Consider the following 20,949-nt stretch of genomic DNA (forward strand, 5'->3'; position numbering starts at 1 on the left):
TTCACCAGCCCAGGGCGACCCGGGCCCGCAGCCACACCAGTTCCAGCCAGGTGCGCAGCCACGGCGACACCGCCACCACGGCGGCGACCGGCACCAGGGCGGCCACCACCAGGTGGGCCAGGTGGCGCCCCGTCAGGCGGGAACGGTAGAGCCGGCTGACCCCCTTGGCGTCGATCAGGTGGGTGCCGACCTTCAGGCGCACCAGCAGGGTGCTGGCCATGCCCTCCCGCCCCTTGTCCAGGAAGTCGACCAGGTTGGTGTGGGTGCCCACGGCGACCAGCAGGTCGGCACCGGCCTGGTGGGCCAGCAGCATCGCCGCGTCCTCGCTGGTCCCCGGCGCCGCGAAGCGGGTGGCCGCCAGGCCCAGCGCCCGCAGCCGTTCCTCCCCCGGCGCCCGGCCGTCGGGATAGGCGTGGACCACCAGCTCGGCGCCGCACCGCAGGGCCCGGTCGGAAACGCTGTCCATGTCCCCGAAGATCAGGTCGGGGCGGTACCCCTCGGCCAGCAGGGCGTCGGCGCCGCCGTCGATGCCGATGAGCACCGGCCGCACCTCGTCGATGTAAGGCCGGATGGCGGCCAGGTCCTCCCGGTAGGCGGGGCCGCGGGCCACCAGCAGCACCTGCCGGCCTTCCAGCCGGGTGCGCAGCGGCGGCAGCTCCCAGCGGCCCAGGATCAGGTCCCGCTCCCGCCGGGCCCGTTCCAGGGTGTTCTCCAGAAAACGCGCCAGCTCCAGATCCAGGTTGGCGCGGGCGCGGGCCAGCCGCTCCTCCACCAGGCGGTGGCTGAGGAGGGTGCCCCGGCCGAGGAGCCGGTCGCCGCACCACACCAGCGGCCCTTCCACCCGCAGGAGGTCACCGTCGGCCACGCTGTTGAAGAAGTCGTCCCCCAGGCCGTCCAGCACGGGGATGCCGGCGGCCAGCAGATAGGCCGCCCCCGTGGCCGGGTAGCGACCGGTCAAGGTCTCTTCCGCGTTGAGGACGGCCCGGACCCCGGCGTCCACCAGGGAGCGGGCGGCCACCTCATCCATGTCCCGGTGGGCCACCACGGCGATGTCCCCGGGCTGCAGGCGCCGGACCAGGCGTTTGGTCCGCCGGTCCACCCGGGCCGTGCCGGTGAGCCGCATGGCGTGCCCTCCTCGGTCAACCCCCGGTTCTGAATATTTCCAAATCGGGCAGGGGTTATCGCGGGGAGGGACGAACCGGCCACGGCCCAGAAGGGCGTCCTCGACGGCGGCTGAGGGCAGCAGGAAGCGCGGGGGCCGCCCGCGCGTCCAGCGGCGGGCGACCCCCGATCAGGCGTGGGAAAAGGGCGGTGGCGTCTCGGAAGGCTGGTGGGTCAGTTCATGTTCATCCGCAGGCGGTCGGCGACCATGGCGATGAACTCGGAATTGGTCGGCTTGCCGCGGTCGGCGTGGACCGTATGGCCGAAGAGGCGGTTGACCACGTCCATGTTGCCGCGGTTCCAGGCCACCTCGATGGCGTGGCGGATGGCCCGTTCCACCCGGCTGGGGGTGGTGTCGTACTTCACCGCGATGGACGGGTAGAGCTCCTTGGTCACGGCGCCCAACAGCTCGACCCGGTGGACGACCCGCAGGATGGCCTCCCGCAGGTAGAGATAGCCCTTGATGTGGGCGGGGATGCCGATCTGGTGCAAAAGGTTGGTGACCTCGACCTCCAGGTTGCGGTTGCGCGCCGGGGCGGCCGGGCGGCGGTCGGCAGGCCGGCCCGCGCCCGCCACCTGGCGGATGCGGTCGGCCAGCACGTCCAGGTCAAAGGGCTTCAAAACGAAGTAGCTGGCCCCCAGCTCCGCGACCCGGCGGCTGACGGTCTCCTGCCCAAAGGCCGTCAGCATGACCACCTGGGGCCGGCGGGGGAGGTCCATGGCGGCCAGGGTCTCCAGCACGCCGATGCCGTCCAGGTGGGGCATGATCACGTCCAGCAGCACCACATCGGGCGCGGCGGACCGGATCCGATCGAGGACCTCTTGCCCGTCGTGGGCCACCCCCACCAGCTCCATGTCGGGCTGCTGATCGATGTAGGCCGCCAGGAGCTCGCAGAATTCCCGGTTGTCATCGGCGATGAGGACGCGGATCGGCTGGGCCGACGTCGCAGGGAGGGTTTGCGCCACGGCGGTTGCGGCCTGCACCATGCACCGTCTGCCTCCTTTGCTCCCCGGGGTCCTTCTTCGTGTTTGTCAGGTCCCCTGGCAACTCCTGCCGTAAAGTTCGGAAAACTTGTCGACGAAATCCGACACCGCGCTCTGATTCGTTCGACAGCAGTTCCTCGTTATGGATAGGCTTCGCCACGATCCGGTTCCTTTTGGGGGCGTCCAGCTGGAGGAGATGGAACCCGCACAAGACGAGGCCGGGACCCCCAAGGGGCCCCGGCCCAAGGCGCCGGGAGGCGGTACCCGGCCCCAGGTTGACCGCCCCGGCCGGCGGCCAGGCATGGTCCAGCTCGGGCAGCGGGACGGCCGCGGCCCTGGCGGCGCCGGGCGCCGGCCGGCGCAGCTCCGGGGCCGGTTCGTCCCGAGCCGCCGCGCCGAGACCGGCTGCTTCCACCATGCGCTCTGCCAGGACGCCGTAGCCCCGCGTGGCGTCGTTGACGAAGACGTGGGTCACCGCCCCCACCAGGCGGCCGTCCTGGAGGATCGGGCTACCGCTCATCCCCTGGACGATCCCCCCGGTGCGCCGCAGCAGCTCGGGATCCGTCACCCGGATGACCAGGTCCCGGCCGTCAGCGGCGGGGGTGACGCGCTGGATCTCCACGTCGAAGGCCCGCGGTTCCTCGCCGTCCACCACGGTGAGGATCTGGGCGGGGCCGGGATGGACTTCTGCGGCGGTGGCCACCGGCAGCGGCCGGTTCACCGGGCCGGGCGCCGGTTCATCCAGCAGCCGGCCCGCGATGCCGACGGGCGTGTTGCGGTCGATGGTGCCCAGCGCCTGGGCCCCCGGCGGCACCACGCCGATCTTCTCGCCCGGGTCCCCCCGCCGCGAAGGCTCGATGGCGGTGATGCGGGCCGGCAGGATCTGCCCGTCGCCCACGGGCAAGGGCACCTGGGTCTCCGGATCCGCCACCACGTGGCCCAGGGCGGCGTACCGCCCCGAGTCCGGGTGGTAGAAGGTCAGGGTGCCGACCCCCGCCACCCGGTCGCGGACCCAGATGCCGATGGCGTAGCGCTGCTGGTCCCGGTTGTAGACCGGTTCCACCCGGCGGGTGAACACCTGGTCGCCCCGCCGCACCTCCAGTTCGACCGGCCGGCCCTGCCGTCCCGCGCCGTCGATCAACCGCACCGCCTCGGCGTCGCTCTCCACCGGCTCGCCGTTGATGCGGGTGATCAGGTCGCCGGGACGCAAGCCCGCCTGGCGCGCCGGCTCGGCGGTGCGGCCGTCGTCCAGGGCGACGGGCGCGTAATCGACGACCAGCACGCCCCGCGCTTGCACCATCACCCCCACCGCCTGCCCCCCGGGGATCACTTCCATCCGGGGGACGACCTCCACGGTGACGGGACGCAAGGGCATCCAGCCGAACAGGCTCATCTCCAGCCGGGCGACGCCCGGGCGCTGGCCCGCGACGGCCAACGGCAAGCGGGTCGTGCCGCCCGGGCCGCCGCCAACCTCCAGCACGCCGGGGGGTTCGGCGCGCACGGCGATGGGCAAGGGCAGGCCCGGTCCGAGCCGTTGCACCGAATCGGGCGTGAGCCGGACGTGGCCGGGAATCGCCACCTGCCAGCGAGCCAGCAGCACCAGCAGGGTTGCGGCCAGGACCGCAGCCCAAACCCCGGCCCTCCGGACTCGCGCTGGGTGCAAGGGCATCCCCTCCTTCTCTTGGAGGGACCCCGTCCCCGCGCGCGGCCGGGCGTGCCCCGCCTCCGAAGGGGCCGGTGCAACCGGGTCCTGCCATGCCCGCCGGATCCGGCGGGCGATGGAGGAACGGGCCGGTTTTCAAGGAACGATCCGGGGCGGCGGCGGGCGTCAGGTCAAGCCGCCGCCCACAACCTAGTTTCGGGCGCTGAGGGGGGTTGGATGTTACGGAAAGGTTGCAAGGGGTGCCATGGACCTGCCCGCGCTGCCACCGCCGGCGGGGGTGTCTCAGCCGGCCTGGCGAAGCTGCCGCGCGCGCTCCAGCAGCAGCCGCGCGGCGCCGGCCCCCTGCTCGCCGGATCCGGTGCCCAGCATGCGCGCCAGCTCTTCCAGGCGCTCGTCGCCGTCCAGCGTGCGGATCCGCGTGCGGGTCCGGCCGCCCTGGATCTCCTTGCGGACCGCCAGGTGCCGGTCCGCCAGGGCGGTGATGGGGGCCAGGTGGGTGACGCAAAGGACCTGGCGGGCGCGGGCGAGCGCCGCCAGCCGCTGGCCGACGGCCCAGGCCGTCTCGCCGCCCACCCCGGTGTCGACCTCATCGAAGATGACCGTCGGCACGTCGCCGGCCGTGACGTGCAGGCTGCGCAGGGCGAGCATGACGCGGGAGCGCTCGCCGCCCGACGCCGCCCGCGCCAGCGGCCTGGCCGGCTCGCCCGGGTTCGGCGCCAGCAGGAACTCCACCCGGTCGACACCCGTCTCCGCCAGGCGCACCGGCCCGCCCTCCCAGGGGACGCCGTCGGGATCGGGCGTGGTGTGGAAGGCGACGGACCAGCCGGCGCCGGGCATGCCCAGGCTGGCTAGGATCGGGTTGATCGCTTGGGCCAGGCGCTGGGCCGCCTGCCGGCGCGCCTGGTGCAGGCGGCGGGCCAGGCCCGCGGCTTCTTCCAGGACGCGACGGCGCTCCGCCTCCAGGGCGGCGATCGCCTCGGCCGCCCCCTCCAGCTCGGCGATGCGCTGCGCCACCTGCTGGCGGTAGGCCAGGATCGCCGCGACCGAATCGCCGTACTTGCGCTTGAGCTGTTGCAACCGGGCCAACCGCTCCTCCACCTGGGCCAGGGCGGCGGGGTCGTGCTCGACGGCGTCCGCCCGCGCGCGCACGTCCCGGGCCGCTTCTTCGACCTCATAGCCGAGGGCCCGGACCCGCTCCGCCAAGCCGCCCAGCTCGGGATCGACGGTGGCGGCCTCCTCCAGGGCCCGGCCGGCGGCGGCCAGCCGGTCGGCGGCGGACGAACCGGCCGCGTACAGGGCTTCGTAGGCCTCCGCCAGCTGCCGCGCCAGGCGCTCGGCCCCCGCCAGCAGGCGCCGGCGCCGGGCCAGCTCCTCCTCCTCACCGGGCTCGAGCCGCGCCCCGTCGATCTCCTCCAGCTGGAAGCGGAGAAGGTCCAGTTCCCGCTCCCGCTCCCGGGGGTCCGCCGCCAGGGACCGCAAACGGGCCGCCAGGCGGCGCAGCTGGTCCACCCGTTCCGCCACCTGCGCGCGCAGGGCCGCGACCTCGTCGCCCGCCAGGGCATCCAGCCACTCCAGCTGCTGGTCGGGATCCAGCAGGGCCTGGTTGTCCCCCTGGCCGTGGACCTCCACCAGCATGGCGCCAACCTGCCGGAGCAGGGCGGTGGTCACCGGCCGGCCGTTGATGCGGGCGGCGCTGCGACCGGCGCGGCTGACCTCCCGGGTCAGGATCAACCGGCCCTCCTCGTCGGGCTCCAGTCCCGCCTCCGCCAGGATCCGCGCCAGCCGGGGCGGCAGGGCCTGTCCCAGCGCGAAGACCGCGTCGACCCGCCCGGCCGCCGCGCCCTCCCGCACCCGGTCGGGGCTGGCCCGTTCCCCCAGGGCCAACCCCAGGGCATCGATCAGGATGGACTTGCCCGCCCCCGTCTCGCCCGTCAGCAGGTTGAGGCCGGGGCCGAACTCCACCTGGGCGGCGTCGATCAGGGCGATGTTCTCGATCACCAGTTCTGTCAGCACCCGGATCCCTCCCGTGCCCCCGGCGGTCCGCAAAAGCGCCGCCAGCGCCTACCGGGCCAGTTCCCGGAAGCGCTCGGCCACCGCCGGGGCCAGGTCGCGGGAACGGACCACCACCAGCACCGTGTTGTCACCCGCCACCGTCCCCACGATCTCCGGCCAGCCCAACTGGTCGATGGCCTCCCCCGCCGCCGCGGCCGTCCCCCGCAGGGTCTTCACCAGGACCAGGTTCTCGCTGATGTCGATGTCCAGCAACGATTCGCGAAAGAGGCGCCGGAGCCGCTCCCGGCCGCCGGGAGCCGCGTCCGGCAGGGCGTAGCAGTAGCGGCCGTCGCCCGTCGGCGACTTGACCAGCCCCAGCTCCTTGATGTCCCGGGAGACGGTGGCCTGGGTGGCGGGAAACCCGCGGCGCTCCAGCTCCCGCACCAGCTCCTCCTGGGTCTCGATGGGCATGGACTGGATGATCTCCAGGATCAGGCGCTGGCGCTTGGACTTCACCGGCGCCCCCCTCCTTCGGCCGTGGTGAACAGCTTGCCCCGGAGCACCTCATAGAAGGGCCAGGGGCGCCGGCGAACCAGCCGCAGGGTGCGGGATCCCAGCCGCGCCGCCAGCGTCTCCCCGGCGGGCAGGGGCCGGGTCTCTTGACCGTCGGCCGTGACCAGCCCGTCCCCTTCGACCAGTTCGACCGCCACCTGCCGCGCCGGCGCCACCAGGAAAGGCCGTACGGCCAGGCTGAACGAACTGAGGGGCACCACCACCAGGCACTCCAGATCCGGCGGCACCGCCGGTCCCCCGGCAGCCAGCCCGTAGGCCGTGGAGCCCGTGGCCGTGGCGACCACCACGCCGTCCCCCGCCATCTCCGCCGCCAGCTGGTCGTCGACCCACAGGCGCAGGCGCAGCAGCCGGGCCGTGCCCGCGCTGCGCACCACCAGGTCGTTGACCGCCCAGAGCAGCCCTCCGCCCACGGTCCCCTCCAGAAGGCGCCGCTCGTCCAGGACGAACCGGCCCTCCAGGACCGCGGGCAGCACGTCCCAGACCTCGTCGGGCCCGACCTCCGCCAGAAAGCCGACCCGCCCCAGGTTGACGCCGAGCAGGGGGATGGAGGCGGGCACCGCCCGGGCGGCCCGCAGCAAGGTGCCGTCGCCGCCCAGGGACAGCACGACCCCGGCCCCGCCCGGCAGCGCCGGGGTCGTGCCGGTTCCCCCGGCAGCACTGGCCCCGGCCGAAAGCCCGGCGGAAAGGTCGACGACCGCCAGGCCCCGGGCTTTGAGCCACGGTGTCAGCCGCGCCGCCAGCTCCCGGCCCGCCGCCTTGGTGGCGAACAGGCCGGCCCAGCCCAAAGGCTCTTGCGTACCATTATATTCCATCATCACCCGATCCCGTTGCGCGGTCGGCCTTGCGGGCGGAGGCCATCCCGCGCCTCTGGTTTCGCCCTGGTCCCGGGCAATCCTTGCACCGCGCCCCGTGATCCTCGGGATCCTCGTGATACTATGGTCGGGTCGTCTTCCGGCCGCGCCGGCGGCCGCCCGGCTGCGGCCCCCCCGCCGGGGCGCCGGGCCGATCGCCGAGCCGGCTTCGCCCCGCCCGGCCGGCGCGCCGGCAGGCGCCGGCCGGCGCCGCACACTATTTTCCACGAGGTGACCCGGGATGGCCAAACACCGCGTGACCCTGATCCCCGGCGACGGGACGGGGCCGGAGCTGGCCGAAGCCATGCTGATGGTCCTGGACGCTACCGGCGTCGACATCGAATGGGAGCGGGTCGACGCCGGCGCCGACGTCATGGAGAAGTACGGCACCCCGCTGCCCGACCACGTCCTCGAGTCGGTGCGGAAGAACAGGGTCGCCATCAAGGGACCCATCACCACCCCCGTGGGCAGCGGCTTTCGCAGCGTCAACGTGGCCCTGCGCAAGGCGCTGGACCTCTACGCCAACCTGCGCCCGGCCAAGACCTACCCCGGGGTCAAGTCCCGCTATGACCACATCGACCTGGTGCTGGTCCGGGAAAACACCGAGGACCTGTATGCGGGGATCGAGCACCGGGTCGGTGCCGACGCCGCCGAGAGCATCAAGATCATCACCCGGCAGGCCAGCCGGCGCATCGTCGACTTCGCCTTCCGCTACGCCCGCCAGAACGGCCGCCGCAAGGTCACCGCGGTGCACAAGGCCAACATCATGAAGCTGACCGACGGCCTGTTCCTCGAGGTGGCCCGGGAGGTCGCCGAGGCCTACCCCGACATCGAGTTCGAGGACCGGATCGTCGACAACATGGCGATGCAGCTGGTGATGAAGCCCGAGCTCTACGACGTCCTGGTCATGCCCAACCTCTACGGCGACATCCTCTCGGACCTGTGCGCCGGCCTCATCGGCGGCCTCGGCATCGCGCCCGGTGCCAACATGGGCGACGAGTACGCCGTCTTCGAGCCGATCCACGGCAGCGCCCCCAAGTACGCCGGGCAGAACAAGGTCAACCCCACCGCCCTGATCCTCTCGGCCGTGCTGATGCTTCGCCACCTGGGGGAGGCCGAGGCCGCCGACCGGGTGGAACGGGCGGTGGCCGCCGTGATCGCCGAAGGCAAGACCGTCACCTATGACCTGGGCGGCACGGCGGGGACCCGGGAGATGGCCCAGGCCATCGCCGAGCGGGTCCGCGGCTGACGAGGGCCGGCCAGTGGCCGGCCGCCGGGGCAGGCGGGGGATGCCGCCGCGGCGCGACGGGGACCTGCGCCGCGGCCGGGCGTCCCCCTTAGCCCCGATCCCCGGGGCTGGCCGGCCCCCCATCAGGACCGAAGGGGACCGCGCCCAGGTCGAGGATCAGACCGGCCACCAGGGCCGCCCGCCGCGGCAGCTCGTCCAGGTCCACGTGTTCGTCCAGGGCGTGGGCGCCGTCGCCCGTGGCCCCCAGGCCGTCGAGGGTCGGGATGCCCAGGGCGGAGGTAAAGTTGCCGTCGCTGGCGCCGCCCACCGCCGCCCCCTCCACGGTCATGCCCAGCCAGGATCCCACCCGCTGGGCGCGGTGGAACAGGGCCTGGTTCGCCGGGGTGAACTCCATGGGCGGCCGGTCGAACCCCCCTTGGAGGATCACCCGGGCCTCAGGGTTGACCGGGCCCCAGCGCCCAAAGAGGCCCTCCAGCCGCCGGGCCTCCTCCAGGGTGGCGACGCGGATGTCCACCTCCGCCTCCGCCCGGCCGGCCACCACATTGGGCCGCAGGCCGCCGCGGACCACCCCCACGTTGACGGTGGTGCCCCGGCCCGGGTCGCTCAGGGCGTGGAGGCGCAGGATCTGGCGGGCCAGTTCCTCCACGGCGCTGATGCCCCGGCCGGGGTCGTTGCCCGCGTGGGCTTCCCGGCCCTCGACCACCAGGCGGAAGTCCCCCACCCCCTTGCGGGCCGTCTTCAGGCGGCCGCCGGCGGCCGGCTCAAGGACCAGCACCGCCTGGTGCCGGCGGGCCAGGTCCTCGATCAGCGCCCGCGAGGTGCGGCTCCCCGTCTCCTCGTCGGACGTGAGCAGGAAGGTGACGGGCGGCAGGATCGCAAGGGGGCGTGGCCGGGCCCCGGTTCCTGTTGCGGCCGGATCCATGAGCAGGGCGGGCTTTAGGGCCGGTGGTCCCCCGGCCGGGCCGCGCGCCCCAGCCTCCCCCGGGCCCCACCCGGCGTCCTCCCCGGCGACCAGGGCCGCTAGCGCCGACACCGCTTCCAGGCCGATGACGATGCCCGCTTTCATGTCCAAGCTGCCGGGCCCGTAGCCCCGGCCGCCTTCCTGGCGGAAGGGCCGGCGCGCCGCCTCGCCCGGCGGCCAGACCGTGTCGTAGTGGGCCAGGAGCAGCACGGCCCGTTGCGCGTCGCCGCCGGGGAAGAACCGGGCGACCAGGTGGTCACCGGCCCCGGCCTGCCGGAGGCGCTGGACCTGGCCGCCGCGCCGGCCCAGCTCCTCCTCCAGGAAGCTCGCCATCCCATCCAGCAGGCCCTTGTGGTCGCTGGGGCTGTCCCGGTTGACCAGCTGGGCCAGGAGCTCGACCATGGCCGGCCGGCGGGCGGCCAGGTGGCGGGCCAGGGCCGTGATCAGGTGTCGTTGCCGGTGGTCGTCCACGCCGCCACCCTCCATCCGTTCCCATCCGTTCCCACGGGCTGTGGGATGGCGCCGCCCCCGCCTGGACGAACCCGCCCGCTCCCGGGGTGCGGCGCCGGCGTCCCGTCGCGGACCCGCCAGTGTTCAACAGCCGAGGAAGCGCTGTTCCCGCAGGAGCAGGCGCAGCCGGTCCAGCTCGGCCTCCTCGGGCCGGGTCAAGGGCCGGCGGGGGTAGCCGCCGCGGTAGCCCAGCATCTCCAGCACGGCCTTGAGGGCGCCCAGGCCCATGCGGGCCACCACCTCGTCCACCGCCGCCACCCGCCGGTACGCCTCCGCGGCGTCCGCCCACCGCCCCGCCCGGGCGTGGTCGTAGACCTCGCAGCACTCGTAGGGCGCGATGTTGGCCGTGGCCAGGATGCCGCCCGCCGCACCGGCGGCCAGGCCGGCCAGCAAGGCGGTGGTCGACCCCACCATCACCCGGAACCCGGGCCCGGCCTCCCGCAGGAAGGCGATGGTCTGGGCCGGCTGGCCGGTGCTGTCCTTGATGCCGACGATGTTGGGGTGTCCCGCCAGCTCAGCCACCACCGCCGGGGACAGGTTCACGCCGGTGTTCTGGGGGATGTGGTAGAGGATGACCGGCACCGGCGAGCCGTCGGCCACGGCCGTGAAATAGTCGATCAGGGCGTCCCGATCGATCTTCGCCTTGTAGTAGAACGGCGGCCAGACCAGCAGGGCCACCGCGCCCGCCTCGGCGGCCCGCCGGGCCTGTTCCACCGCCACCCGGGTCGCATGGCCGCCGACGCCGGCGATTACCGGCCGGTCGTCGGCCCGGGCGGCCCGCACCACGGTCTCGATGACCTGGCCCCGCTCCTCGTCGGTCAGGTGCACGAACTCGCCGGTGGTCCCCAGGGCCACGTACCCCGTGAGGGGCGTCTGGCCGTACAGCTGGACGTTGAAGGCCAGCGCCTCCAGGTCGACCGCCTCGTCGGCGGTGAAGGGCGTCACCAGCGGCGCCCAGATCCCCTGCAGATCGAATGCCACCCTGCCCCACCTCCTGGCCGCCGTGCCGGGCCGCCGTACCGGCCGGCACGGCCTCTCCCCTGGCGGTCCTTCGCCATGGCCGGTGCCGCCGCCCCGCAGGCGGCGGCACCGGTCGCCGGGGACATCTTTGCTTTGTGGCGGCCCGGGTCCTCTCGGCGCCCGCCCTTAGCCGGCGTTCTCCCCTGGCGCCGAAGCTCACGCCGCGGGAACCGGCGGCGCGCGGCCTCCGGGGACCGCCGGCCGGTCCCGGCAGCCCGGCCGATGGCCTGTCCCAAAGGGGGTTCCGTGGCCTGTTCCACCGGAACCCGCGGCCGGCCCGGGGGCTGCCTCCCTCCCGTCAAGGCGTTGATGCGCTGCGGCCGGCCAGGGCATCGATGCACTGCCGGCGCGGGTCCCCGGCCAGAAGGGGCCGCCCCGCCAGAACGGCCGCCAAGGTGGCGCCCGCCGGGGTGCCCGGGCCGCGCCAGAGGGCCAAAAACTCCCGGTTGCCGTCGGCCCCGCGGATCGGCGAGGCGGTGAGCCCCAAAAGGCCGAAGCCCAAGGCCTCCGCCGCCGCCGTGACCTCTTCCAGCACCCGCCGGTGCACCGCCGGGTCCCGGACGATGCCGCCCTTGCCGACATCGGCCGGACCGGCCTCGAACTGGGGCTTGATCAGGGCGATCACACCCCCGCCGGGCACCAGGATCCCCCGGGCGGCGGGCAGGATCAGGCGCAGGGAGATGAAGGAGACGTCGATGGTGACCAGCTGGACCGGCTCGGGGAGGTCGGCCGGGGCCAGGTGGCGGGCGTTGACCCGTTCCATCACCACCACCCGCGGGTCCTGGCGGAGGCGCCAGGCCAGCTGGCCATAGCCGACGTCGATGGCGTAGACCCGCCGGGCGCCGTGCTGCAAGAGGCAGTCCGTGAAGCCCCCCGTGGAGGCGCCGATGTCGGCGGCCACCACGCCCTCCACGGCCTTGACCAGGTCGAAGGCGCGCAGGGCGTGTTCCAGCTTGACCCCGCCGCGGCTGACGTAGGGAATCGGGTCCGCCGCGACGGCGATAGCCGCATCGGGCGGGACGGTTGCCCCCGCCTTGTCGACGACCCGGCCGTCCACCCGCACCTGCCCCGCCAGGATCGCCGCCCGCGCGCGGCTACGGGTGGCGAAGAAGCCGCGCTCCACCAGGAGCTGGTCGAGGCGGATGCCCCGGGTGCCCTTCGGGCTCACGCCCCTTCCTCCTCCCCGCCGGGGAGCCGGGCCATGGGCGCCCTCACCCCCGCGCCCGCCGCCGCACCGGGGCGGCGGCACCCACCAGCTCCCGGGCCGCCTGGGCGATGCCCTCGGGGGTGAGGCCGAAGAGGGCGCGGAAGTGGCCGGGGTCGCCGTGTTCCACCACCCGATCCGGCACCCCCAGGCAGCGGATGGGGACCGCCAGCCCCCGCCGGGCCGCCATCTCCAGCACGGCGCTGCCGAAGCCGCCTGCCAGGACATGCTCCTCCACCGTCACCCCGCGGCCCGTGGTGGACAGGACGTCCGCCAGCAGTTCCTCGTCCAGGGGCTTGGCGAAGCGGGCGTTGACCACCGCCGCATCGATGCCCTCCGCCGCCAGCCGCTCGGCCGCCGCCAGGGCCGCGTGGGCCAGCGGTCCATAGGCGATCAGCGCCACGTCCCGCCCGGCTCGCAACAGTTCCGCCCGGCCGATGGGCAGGACCCGAGGCTCCTCCAGCGGCACTCCGACGCCATGGCCCCGCGGCCAGCGGATGGCCACCGGGCCCGCCTCATAGGCCACGGCGGTCTTGAGCATGTGGCGCAGCTCGTTCTCGTCCCGCGGCGCCATCAGGACGAACCCCGGCAGCGGCCGCAGGTAGGCGATGTCGTAGAGGCCCTGATGGGTCTCCCCGTCGGCGCCCACGATGCCAGCCCGGTCGATGGCGAAGATCACGGGCAGCCGCTGCAGCCCCACGTCGTGGACCACCTGGTCGAAGGCCCGCTGCAGGAAGGTGGAGTAGATGGCGACCACGGGCCGGAAGCCGTTGAGGGCCAGCCCGGCGGCGAAGGCGACGGCGTGCTGTTCGGCGATGCCCACGTCGAAGGCCCGGTCGGGGAAGGCCCGGGCGAAGGTGGCGACGCCGGTGCCGTCGGGCATCGCCGCGGTGATGGCGACGAGGCGCGGCTCGGACCGGGCCAGTTCCACCAGCGTCTGGGCGAAGACGCCCGTATACGAAGGGGGCTCGCCCGGACGGCCGGGTTCCATCTTGCCGGTGGCGGGGTTGAAGGGCTTGGGCCCGTGCCAGGTCCAGGGATCGCCCTCAGCGGGGGCGTACCCCTTGCCCTTCTGGGTGATGACGTGGACCAGCACCGGCCCGCGCATGGCCTTGGTGCTCTCCAGCACGCGGATCAGGTCGCGCAGCCGGTAGCCGTCCACCGGCCCGATGTAGCGGAAGCCCAGGGCCTCGAAGAGCATCCCCGGGACGACCAGGTACTTCAGGCTGTCCTTGAAGCGGTGGAGCCAGCGCAGCGCCTGGCTGCCCACCCGGGGCAGCTGCTCGAGCACCCGTTCCAGTTCGGCCCGCATGCGGCCGTAGGTGGGGTCGGTGCGGATCTGGGTGAGGTAGCGGGCCAGGCCGCCCACGTTGGGCGCGATGGACATGGAGTTGTCGTTCAGGACGACGATCAGGTCGGTGCCCAGGTGGCCCGCGTGGTTCATCGCCTCGAAGGCCATGCCGGCGGTCAGCGCCCCGTCGCCGATGACGGCGACCACGTGGTAGTCCTCGCGGCGCAGGTCGCGGGCGCGGGCCAGGCCGACGGCGTGGGAGATGGAGGTCCCCGCGTGCCCGGCCTCCACGATGTCGTGGGGGCTCTCCTGTCGTTTCAGGAACCCGCTGAGCCCGCCCGTCTCCCGCAGGGTGTGGAACCGGTGGTACCGGCCCGTCACCAGCTTGTGGGGGTAGGCCTGGTGACCGGTGTCCCAGACGATCCGGTCCCGCGGGCTGTCGAACACCTTGTGCAGGGCCAGGGTCAGCTCCACCACGCCCAGGCTGGCCCCCAGGTGACCCCCCTTGCGCGCCACCGTCTCGACGATCACCCGGCGGATCTCCGCCGCCAGTTGCCGGAGCTGGCCTTCGTCCATCGCCTTGAGGTCCTGCGGCCCCTGGAGCCGCGGGAGGATCTCGGCCAGGGTGCTCACCCCTTCTGGTTCGAGATGGCCTTCGCCATGGCCTTTGCCCGCTCCGCCTGGCGCCGGCTGCCTCCCGGGTTGCGCGGCCGGCGCCGGCTCCGGCGCGCCGCCGGGTAGAGGCGGACGCGGGTGACCCGTTCGACCCCTTCCAGGAAGGTGCCCAGCGCCAGCAAGACCCGCTGGTGCTCGCGCAGCGCGAAGCCCTTGCCCGCCGCCTTGCTGCCGACCATGAGGCCCGCCACCAGGGCCAGCACCAATGGGGCGACCACCAGGTGGGTTCCCTGGCCGTCGAGCCACTGGCCGAGCCGCAGCGCCACGGCGGCGCCGGCGGCCCCCGAGAGGGTGCCGGCCACGTCCCCCACCACGTCATTGGCAAAGGCGGCCACCCGGTCGGCGTTGCGCACGAGGCCGAGGGCGGCCCGCGCCCCGGGTTTCCGCTTGGCCGCCATGGCGTGGAAGGGCGCTTCGTCGGCGGCAGTGGCGGCCACGCCGATGATGTCGAAGACCACGCCCAGGGCCACGATGGCCGCCACGATCAGCATGGCCAGCGGCAGGCTCAAAGCCCGCACGGCCGACTCGGAGAGCGGGGAGGTGGTCAATGCCAGAAGGAAGGTCAGAAAGCCGAGCCCCACGCCCCGTTTCCACCCCGGGGTGTATCGTGAGGCTTGCCCGCGCGCCAACCCGCCATCCCTCCAAGGTGAGAAACAAACGGCCCGAGCGGAATCCTTCCACTGGGCCAAGGGTACCGCAGGTGGCAGCACGCTGAGTAAACGTTGCGGCTTGAGGTCTAGCAGGCTTTCCCACTGGCCGACCGGGCCGTCGCCGGCCCGGCGGTTTCCCTTCGCGCGGCCAGCCTGCCGCGTCGCCGCCGGCAGGGCTAGATTGCCACTTAGCGCGCACTGTAATCCCCAGCGTGCCTTCCCGTGCGGGAAACAGCCTAGGGGTTTTCCCCGACGGCTCCCCATGCTTCCTAGCCCGTTTAGCAGACCGGGTTTCAGCGCAAGCCACCGGCCCGGGGGCCCACCGGAACCGGCGACCCTGCTGCCGCCTCCACCCGGCCCACGCAGGGCAGGCTACGCTGCACACGGTCATCCCGCATGCAGGTTCATACCCCATGCCATAGCGGTACGACGTTGCGCCCAGCCACGGCCATGGGCCTCCGCGGGGTCAGGGTCAACGCCTGCATGCCTTTGCAGATCGCCCCGGCCCCTTAACTCCCAGCAGCGACCCCCGACTGGGCGTCGGCAGCCACCACCAGGAACTTCATCGATGTGCCCGTACGGCGGATTTTTAGGCCCGCCTTCAGAAGCATGGGTGCCGACTAGGATACTGCGCCACCCACGGTTCAAACTCAAATTTGCCACGGCAAACCGTCAGACCTCCGGCTTGCCAAAATCGCAAAAAACTTATCGTCCCCGTCGTGCCCGCCTGCCCTCCATTGTACCGTACGGCGATCCGGCTGGATCGCGGTCCATGGCGGCCGCATCGCGGTCGATGCCGGGTGCACTGCGGTCCCTGGCGACCCCGGATGCCCCTCGGCGGACGAACCGGCAGCGGCCGTTGCCCGGTGGCGCGTCTTGCCCCGCCCGCCGGCCACCACGGCCACCAGCCGGCCGGGGTGCGGCTCGGCGCCGCCACAGCCCGGCGCCGCCGCAGCCCGGCGCCGCCTTGGGAGGTTTACCGCCAGCGCCGCGCAGGCTTTGCACGATACCACGCCGCCTGGCTGTGCGCAAGGACCGATTCGCGCCCGGATCCGCCAGATCCTGCCATCCCTGATGCAGCATCCCGTCAGCGCCGGCGCTCCAAAAGCTCCCGCGCGAGCCACGCCAGCAGACCGGCCCGCGGCCCCAGGGGCTCCAGGCTGGCGATGGCGCGCTCGGTGGCCTCGGCGGCCAGGCGGCGCGCGGTCTCCAGGCCCACCAGGCCGGGCACCGTCACCTTGCCCTGGCGGGCATCGCTGCCCACGGGCTTCCCGATCTCGGCCGCATCGCCGGTGACATCCAGAATGTCGTCGACGATCTGAAAGGCCTCGCCGAAGGCCTCGGCGAAGCGGGTCAGCGCCTCCAGCTCGGCGTCCCCGGCTCCGGCCAAGTGCGCGCCCAGGCGCACCGAGGCCCGGAACAGGGCGCCGGTCTTCCGCCGGTGGATCGACCGCAGGCCGGCCAGGTCGAGGCCGGCGCCTGCCGTCGCCCCCAGGTCGTCGACCTGGCCGCCGATCAGGCCGGCGGTGCCCGCGGCCACCGCCAGTTCTTCGATCACCCGCAGCGTCGTCTCCGGATCGGCACCCCAGCGGGGCAGGGTGGCCAGGACCTCAAAGGCCAGGGTGAGCAGGGCGTCTCCGGCCAGGATCGCCATGGCCTCGCCGAACACCACGTGGTTGGCCGGCTGGCCCCGGCGCATGTCGTCGTCATCCATGGCGGGCAGGTCGTCGTGGATCAGCGAATAGGTGTGCACCAGCTCCACCGCCGCGGCCGCGCGCTCCACTGCCGGGGTCACAGCCGCCGGCCCGCCGATGCAGCGGGCGGCCGCCATCACCAGCAGGGGGCGCAAGGCCTTGCCACCCGCCAGGGTGCTGTAGCGCATGGCCTCATGGATGCGCGCCGGCGGCGTCGTCGGCGGCGGCAGCACCCGATCCAGCGCCTGCCGCGCGCGGGCGACCAGCGCCTCGACCTCCGCGCGCCAGGGGGCCGCCGCCCCCTTCGTGTCCTCAGCCATTCACCGCCATCCGCCTTCCCCGGCTGCCGGGTCGAGCTCTGGAGCGGGAACCGTATGCAGGTTGCCCGCCTCGTCCTCCAGCAGCCACTGGATCCGCCGTTCCGCGTCGTCCAGGAACCGGTTGCAGCGGCGCACCAGGTCGATGCCCCGCTGGAAGAGGCTTAGGGCCCGGTCGAGGGGCTCGTCCCCCGCCTCCAGCCGCGCCACGATGGCCTCCAGTTCCTCCAGCATGGCCTCGAAGGGCGGCTCCGCACCGCCGCCGGCCGGCGGCTCCGCGCCGTCTGGGCCGGCGGGCCCCGGGGCGGCGGGCGCCGGCTCCGGGACGGCCGCCCCGGCCCCCGGTGCCGGTTCCTCCGGGGTCCCATCCGGGTCCACGGCCGGACGATCCGGCCGGAGCGCGGCCGGGGCCGGGGGGAGACCCCCGTTGCCCTCCCCTAGAGACGGTTGGGCCCGCGGGGTGTCCGGGACACCGACCGGCACCGGTGCATCCTCGCCGCTGGGATTCCCTTGGCGTTTGCCCTTTCGCTGTGGCGACATGGTTCATCCATTCTCCTCCGCCGGGGGGTGGCTCGCCACGACCTCCGCCTCCAGCCGGCCCCGGGCCAGGAGGATCTCCACCCGTTCTCCCGGGGCCACCTGGGTCGCGTCGCTGACGATGCGCCCGTCCAGGGTGCGGGTGACGCTGTAGCCCCGCCCCAGGACCCCCAAGGGACTCAGGGCCTCGAGCCGCCCGGCGGCTGCGGCCAGCCGCCGGCGCTCCCCCTGGACGCGCCAGGCCGCGGCCCGCGCCAGCGCCTGGTGCAGGTGGGCCAGCCGTTGCCGCCAGGCCTCCACTCGCTGGGCCGGGTGGCGCAGGCCCGGCCGCCCGGCCAGCTCATCCAGGCGCCGCCGCGCCCGTTCCAGCCGCCGGCGGACCGCCGCCTCCAGGCGTCCCCGCAGATCGCCGAGCCGGCGCTCCATGGGCCCCCGTTCGGGCACCACCAGCTCCGCGGCCGCCGACGGGGTCGGGGCCCGCACGTCGGCCGCCAGGTCGCACAGGGTCACGTCCACTTCATGGCCGACCGCCGAGACGACGGGGATCGCGCTCGCGGCCACCGCCCGGACGACGACCTCCTCGTTGAAGGCCCAGAGGTCCTCCCGGGCGCCACCCCCGCGGCCGACGATAAGCACGTCGGCGCCTCCCCAGCGGTTGAACCGGGCGATGGCCTGGGCGATGGCCTCGGCGGCCCCGTCGCCCTGGACGGGAACGGGGGCGACCACCACCGCGAGCCGCGGGTTCCGGCGCAGGGCCACCTTCAGGATGTCCCGCAGCGCCGCCCCGTCGGCGGAGGTCACCACGCCGACGCACCGGGGCCAGGCCGGCAGGGGCCGCTTCCGGGCGGGGTCGAACAGGCCCTCCCGGGCCAGCCGCTGGCGCCGCTGCTCCAGGGCCAGGTAGAGGGCGCCCAGGCCGGCCGGTTCCAGGGCCTCCACGTAGAGCTGGTAGTTGCCCGCGGGCTCGTAGACCCCGATCCGGCCGAGGGCGAGGACCTCCATGCCGTCCTCGGGCGTGAAGCGGAGGCTGCGGACGGCACTGCGGAACATCACGCAGCGCAGGGCCGCGCCCTCGTCCTGCAGGGTGAAGTAGAGGTGGCCGGAGGAATGGCGCTTGAAGCTGTTGACCTCGCCCCGCACCCAAACCTCCCGCAAGCGGGGATCGGTCTCCAGCCGCTGCCGGATGCGGGCCGTCAGCTCGGAGACCGTCAGCACCCCCGGAACCAGGAGCCCCGGGACGCCACGGGCCGGCGCGACCGGGCCGGTGGGGGCGGGGCGGCCTCCGTCGCCGGTCCCGCCGCTTCCCGGCCGGGGCGTGGTCCCCCACCCCCATGGCCGGTCCGGCGGAGGAACCCGCTCCCCTCCCGGGCCGGGCGGTCCTTCCGGCCCGGGTCCCGGGGGGACGGCGGCTCCGGCCGCCCGCGGCCCGGCCGCCGGCCACATCCCGGGGCGCGCCCGCGGACCCCGGTCCGGGGCAGCCGGAAGAAGGTCCCCCGCCGGCCCGGGGCCCGGCGCCTCCGACGGCAACGGCCGCGGTCCCGTCATGCCCCCGCCTCCCCGAGGGCCCGCCAGGCGCCCAGGCTGTCGGGCTCGCGCCCCTCGGCCCGTGCCCAGGCGGCTTCCACCGTGTTGGCCAGCAGCATCGCCACCGTCATCGGCCCCACGCCACCCGGCACGGGCGTCACGCCGGCGGCCACCTGCGCCACCTCCTCCGTGCGCACGTCACCCCGCACCCGCCCCTCGACGCGGTTGATGCCCACGTCGACGACGGCGGCGCCAGGCTGGACGTGCTCGGCGCCGATCAGCCCGGGGCGGCCGGCGGCCACCACCAGGATCTGGCCGGCGCGGGTCGCCGCGGCCAGGTCCGGGGTCCGCGAGTGGCACACGGTGACGGTGGCGTCCTCCAGCAAGAGCAGGCCCGCCAGCGGCCGGCCGACGATGGGGCTCCGGCCGACGATGACCGCCCGCCGGCCCTGGGGCGCCACCCCATACGCCCGCAGGAGGAGCAGGATGCCCAGGGGGGTGCAGGGGACCAGGCGCGGGCGGCCGCGCCAGAGGGCGCCGGTGTTGACCGGGTGGAAGCCGTCCACGTCCCGGGCGGGGTCCACCTCCGCCAGCACCGCCTCATAGTCGATGCCGCCCGGAACGGGCCACTGGACCAGGATGCCGTCCACGTCGGGCCGCCCGTTCAGCCAGCGCACCAGCGCCAGCAACCGGGACGGGGACGTCGTCGCCGGCAGGTGGTGGACCTCGGAGTACAGCCCGGCCTCCCGGCAGGCCCGCGCCTTGTTGCGGACGTAGAGGTGGGATGCCGGGTCGTCCCCCACCACCACCGCGGCCAGCCCCGGCGGGCGGCCGTGCCGGCGCTGGAATGCGGCGGCCCGGGCGGCCACCGCCGCCCGGACCCGCGCCGCCACGGGCCGGCCGTCCCACAGTCCTCCATCGGCCACGTCCCGGTCTCCTCCTCCCGCAGGCCGGCTAGCGGGGGCCGGCCTCCTCGCCGCCGGGGGCCGGCACCCCCGCCAGGGGCCGCATCCCGGGCCCCCTTCCCGCCTCGTCCCCCGGCCGCGCCCCCTCCCCCGGGGGCGCGGGATGCGGGACCCCGGGTCCCACCCCGCGCTGCGCCCCGGCAGCCGCCGGCTCGGGCCCCCCACGGCCCTCCGGGGTGGCGGCGCCGCCGGCCTCCGGCCCGGCCGTCCCGGCGCGGCCGCCGTCGGCCGCCAGGCCGCGGTCACGGGCCAGCTGGCCCAGGATGCCGTTGACGAACCGGGCCGCCTCCTCCCCGCTGTAGCGCTTGGCCAGTTCCACCGCCTCGTTGATGGCGACCGGCGGGGGCACGTCGGCGCGACCGGCGTAAAGGAGCTCGTAGATCCCCAAGCGGAGGATGTTCCGATCGACCCGGGCCAGGCGCTCCAGGTCCCAGTCGCGGGCGTAGCGGGCGATGAGCCCGTCGATGTCCAGCCGGTGCCGGGTCACCCCGCCGGCCAGCTCCGCGGCAAAGGCCAGGACCTCCTCCCCCGGGTCGTACTCGGCCGCCGCCCACTCCAGGCCGTTCTCCAGGGAATTGCCCGCCGCCTCCCACTGGAAGAGGACCTGGAGGGCGATCTCCCGGCCGCGGCGTCGCGGGCCGGTGGCGCTCGCGCCGTGACCTCCACCCAACGGTGCCCTCACCTCCTGCCGGTCGTCGCCGGCCGCCGGTCTCCCCGCCCAAAGCCGGTGGCCCGGCCCAGCCGCCGCTTGCTCCGCCCGCAGCAGGTGACCCCTCGCCCGTCCCGCCGCCGGCCTGCCGGCCCCTCCCGTCCCGTCGCCGCCGTGCTGGACGGAGCGGGGGAGGGAACCCCGGCGCCCACGGTCCGGGGGAGGAACGGGCCCTAGGCCCGCCTGCTCCACCGGTTCCACCAGCGCTCCCAGCCCTCCGGCCACTCCCAGTCGCCCTCGTCGATGCGGCTGCCCACCTGCAGCCCGACCCAGGCGAGGGCCAGGCCCAGCAGGGTCCAGCCCAAGCCGATCCACTTGACCAGCAGGGCGATGAGGAACCCGGCCACGGCGCCGGTGACCTTGCCGGCATGGCGTTGCCAGAACCCCCGGCCTTCCTCCACGGCCCCACCGCCTCCCGG

The 20,949-nt window shown here is 74.5% G+C and carries 18 protein-coding genes; 1 reads left to right on the plus strand and 17 read right to left on the minus strand.

Translation table 11 applies throughout. From position 1 onward, the window contains the following. Position 1 precedes the first annotated feature (1 nt). From steA to ACYQ02_RS03625, 6 genes are all read right to left on the minus strand, one after another. Complete coding sequence (gene steA, locus ACYQ02_RS03600; RefSeq protein WP_460039073.1) at positions 2 to 1,123, minus strand: putative cytokinetic ring protein SteA; 1,122 nt, start codon at positions 1,121 to 1,123, stop codon at positions 2 to 4. Positions 1,124 to 1,335: 212 nt separating this feature from the next. After that, positions 1,336 to 2,148 carry a sporulation transcription factor Spo0A gene (gene spo0A / locus ACYQ02_RS03605; protein WP_460039074.1) on the minus strand — a complete coding sequence of 271 codons (813 nt, stop codon included), beginning with the start codon at positions 2,146 to 2,148 and terminating at the stop codon, positions 1,336 to 1,338. Beyond that, a complete protein-coding gene (spoIVB, locus tag ACYQ02_RS03610; protein ID WP_460039075.1) occupies positions 2,069 to 3,808 on the minus strand; it encodes a SpoIVB peptidase in 1,740 nt (579 codons plus the stop codon). Before spoIVB ends, spo0A begins: the two co-directional genes overlap by 80 nt. A 282-nt stretch (positions 3,809 to 4,090) precedes the next feature. Next, complete coding sequence (recN, locus tag ACYQ02_RS03615; RefSeq protein WP_460039076.1) at positions 4,091 to 5,821, minus strand: DNA repair protein RecN; 1,731 nt, start codon at positions 5,819 to 5,821, stop codon at positions 4,091 to 4,093. A gap of 48 nt (positions 5,822 to 5,869) precedes the next feature. After that, entirely contained in the window at positions 5,870 to 6,316 is a 447-nt protein-coding gene (argR, locus tag ACYQ02_RS03620) for an arginine repressor (protein ID WP_460039077.1), read from the minus strand. Then, the gene (locus ACYQ02_RS03625; protein WP_460039078.1) at positions 6,313 to 7,185 is read right to left on the minus strand and encodes an NAD(+)/NADH kinase; all 873 of its coding nucleotides are present in this window, start codon (positions 7,183 to 7,185) and stop codon (positions 6,313 to 6,315) included. The genes argR and ACYQ02_RS03625 overlap by 4 nt, the downstream gene beginning before the upstream one ends. A gap of 280 nt (positions 7,186 to 7,465) precedes the next feature. Here ACYQ02_RS03625 and ACYQ02_RS03630 point away from each other — a divergent pair, with 280 nt between their 5' ends. Further along, on the plus strand, positions 7,466 to 8,473 hold the full coding sequence (locus tag ACYQ02_RS03630; protein ID WP_460039079.1) for an isocitrate/isopropylmalate dehydrogenase family protein: 1,008 nt from the start codon (positions 7,466 to 7,468) through the stop codon (positions 8,471 to 8,473). Positions 8,474 to 8,561: 88 nt separating this feature from the next. Here ACYQ02_RS03630 and ACYQ02_RS03635 read toward each other — a convergent pair whose 3' ends face one another. The 11 genes from ACYQ02_RS03635 to ACYQ02_RS03685 all read right to left on the minus strand — a co-directional run bounded on the left by ACYQ02_RS03635 (position 8,562) and on the right by ACYQ02_RS03685 (position 20,931). After that, positions 8,562 to 9,905 (minus strand): M20 family metallopeptidase, encoded by a 1,344-nt coding sequence (locus ACYQ02_RS03635; RefSeq protein WP_460039080.1) that lies wholly within the window; start codon positions 9,903 to 9,905, stop codon positions 8,562 to 8,564. Between the two features lie 123 nt (positions 9,906 to 10,028). Next, positions 10,029 to 10,925 (minus strand): dihydrodipicolinate synthase family protein, encoded by an 897-nt coding sequence (locus tag ACYQ02_RS03640; RefSeq protein WP_460039081.1) that lies wholly within the window; start codon positions 10,923 to 10,925, stop codon positions 10,029 to 10,031. A gap of 337 nt (positions 10,926 to 11,262) precedes the next feature. Next, complete coding sequence (locus tag ACYQ02_RS03645; RefSeq protein ID WP_460039082.1) at positions 11,263 to 12,132, minus strand: TlyA family RNA methyltransferase; 870 nt, start codon at positions 12,130 to 12,132, stop codon at positions 11,263 to 11,265. Between the two features lie 43 nt (positions 12,133 to 12,175). Continuing rightward, complete coding sequence (gene dxs, locus ACYQ02_RS03650; protein WP_460039207.1) at positions 12,176 to 14,083, minus strand: 1-deoxy-D-xylulose-5-phosphate synthase; 1,908 nt, start codon at positions 14,081 to 14,083, stop codon at positions 12,176 to 12,178. A gap of 5 nt (positions 14,084 to 14,088) precedes the next feature. Next, positions 14,089 to 14,715, minus strand: a complete 627-nt coding sequence (locus ACYQ02_RS03655) for a hypothetical protein (protein ID WP_460039083.1) — start codon at positions 14,713 to 14,715, stop codon at positions 14,089 to 14,091. A 1,156-nt stretch (positions 14,716 to 15,871) separates the two neighbouring features. Next, positions 15,872 to 16,798 (minus strand): polyprenyl synthetase family protein, encoded by a 927-nt coding sequence (locus ACYQ02_RS03660; protein WP_460039084.1) that lies wholly within the window; start codon positions 16,796 to 16,798, stop codon positions 15,872 to 15,874. Next, complete coding sequence (xseB, locus tag ACYQ02_RS03665; RefSeq protein ID WP_460039085.1) at positions 16,799 to 17,173, minus strand: exodeoxyribonuclease VII small subunit; 375 nt, start codon at positions 17,171 to 17,173, stop codon at positions 16,799 to 16,801. A 165-nt stretch (positions 17,174 to 17,338) separates the two neighbouring features. Beyond that, positions 17,339 to 18,547, minus strand: a complete 1,209-nt coding sequence (xseA, locus tag ACYQ02_RS03670; RefSeq protein ID WP_460039086.1) for an exodeoxyribonuclease VII large subunit — start codon at positions 18,545 to 18,547, stop codon at positions 17,339 to 17,341. A 326-nt stretch (positions 18,548 to 18,873) separates the two neighbouring features. Then, positions 18,874 to 19,782, minus strand: coding sequence for a bifunctional 5,10-methylenetetrahydrofolate dehydrogenase/5,10-methenyltetrahydrofolate cyclohydrolase (locus ACYQ02_RS03675; protein ID WP_460039087.1), 909 nt, complete (start codon positions 19,780 to 19,782; stop codon positions 18,874 to 18,876). 28 nt (positions 19,783 to 19,810) lie between these two features. Further along, positions 19,811 to 20,491 carry a transcription antitermination factor NusB gene (nusB, locus tag ACYQ02_RS03680; protein WP_460039088.1) on the minus strand — a complete coding sequence of 227 codons (681 nt, stop codon included), beginning with the start codon at positions 20,489 to 20,491 and terminating at the stop codon, positions 19,811 to 19,813. A gap of 212 nt (positions 20,492 to 20,703) precedes the next feature. After that, positions 20,704 to 20,931, minus strand: coding sequence for a DUF2273 domain-containing protein (locus tag ACYQ02_RS03685; protein ID WP_460039089.1), 228 nt, complete (start codon positions 20,929 to 20,931; stop codon positions 20,704 to 20,706). Positions 20,932 to 20,949 lie beyond the last annotated feature (18 nt).

Source organism: Thermaerobacter litoralis (assembly GCF_054654595.1).